The following is a 1,033-nucleotide window of genomic DNA, read 5'->3' as shown; positions in this document are numbered from 1 at the left end:
GAGTCTGGGCCGTGTCTCAGTCCCAGTGTGGCCGTTCACCCTCTCAGGCCGGCTACCGATCGTCGCCTTGGTGAGCTATTACCTCACCAACTAGCTAATCGGACGCGGACCCATCCAAGAGCGGATTGCTCCTTTGGTTGTCCGGGGATGTCCCCAGACAACATTATGCGGTATTAGCAGCCCTTTCGGGCTGTTATCCCCCACTCTCAGGCAGGTTATCCACGCGTTACTCACCCGTCCGCCACTAAGCACTTCCACCGAAGTATCCGTGCTCCGTTCGACTTGCATGTGTTAGGCATGCCGCCAGCGTTCGTCCTGAGCCAGGATCAAACTCTCCACAAAATATTGTAGATAAGCTTGAGTCAAGCTCTTGTTGATTAAATTTCTTATCGAGTTAATGCTTCTTGTAACAGAAGTCATCAGTTCTTAAGAAGTTGTCCATCCTTCCCGCTTGCGCGGGCCGAATTGACTTTGGTTTCGCACGCTTTGCTTACAACTGTTTGATTTTCAAAGACCGGAAGTGCTTTCACCCATTTGTTGAGCAGATGATTATAGTAGCACACTATAACGCCTAAATCAAATGGTATTTTTTTCGTTTAGTTAGAAATTTGGTGCGGTCGAGAGGACTTGAACCTCCACGGTTGCCCGCTGGAACCTAAATCCAGTGCGTCTGCCAATTCCGCCACGACCGCATGTGTTAGTGCAAGTGAAAATTAATGGTCGAACCAACATGACTTGAATATTGAGCTTAACCATTCCAAGGTTATCCTAATAAATACATGGTGCCGAAGGCCGGGGTCGAACCGGCATGAAGTTGCCCTCACTGGTTTTTGAGACCAGCGCGTCTGCCAATTCCGCCACTTCGGCATAATATGGGGTGGCTGATGGGACTTGAACCCACGAGTGCCGGAGCCACAATCCGGTGCGTTAACCACTTCGCCACAGCCACCATAAGTATGGCGCGCCCGAAGGGATTCGAACCCCTGACCTCTTGATTCGTAGTCAATTACTCTATCCAGCTGAGCTACGGGCG

General features: G+C 50.5%; 3 tRNA genes and 1 rRNA gene. All 4 read right to left on the bottom strand.

Annotated elements, in window-relative coordinates:
• Positions 1 to 342 (bottom strand): 16S ribosomal RNA (locus H1S01_RS20385); the annotation flags it as partial.
• Between the two features lie 267 nt (positions 343 to 609).
• Positions 610 to 692: transfer RNA gene (locus H1S01_RS20380), tRNA-Leu, on the bottom strand.
• 88 nt (positions 693 to 780) lie between these two features.
• Positions 781 to 867 (bottom strand) — tRNA-Leu (locus H1S01_RS20375).
• A gap of 6 nt (positions 868 to 873) precedes the next feature.
• A tRNA-His gene (locus H1S01_RS20370) sits at positions 874 to 949 on the bottom strand.
• Positions 950 to 1,033: the final 84 nt, after the last annotated feature.

The organism is Heliobacterium chlorum, from assembly GCF_014502795.1.
In the GTDB taxonomy this organism is placed as follows: domain Bacteria; phylum Bacillota; class Desulfitobacteriia; order Heliobacteriales; family Heliobacteriaceae; genus Heliobacterium; species Heliobacterium chlorum.
This window is presented reverse-complemented; position numbering and strand designations above follow the sequence as displayed.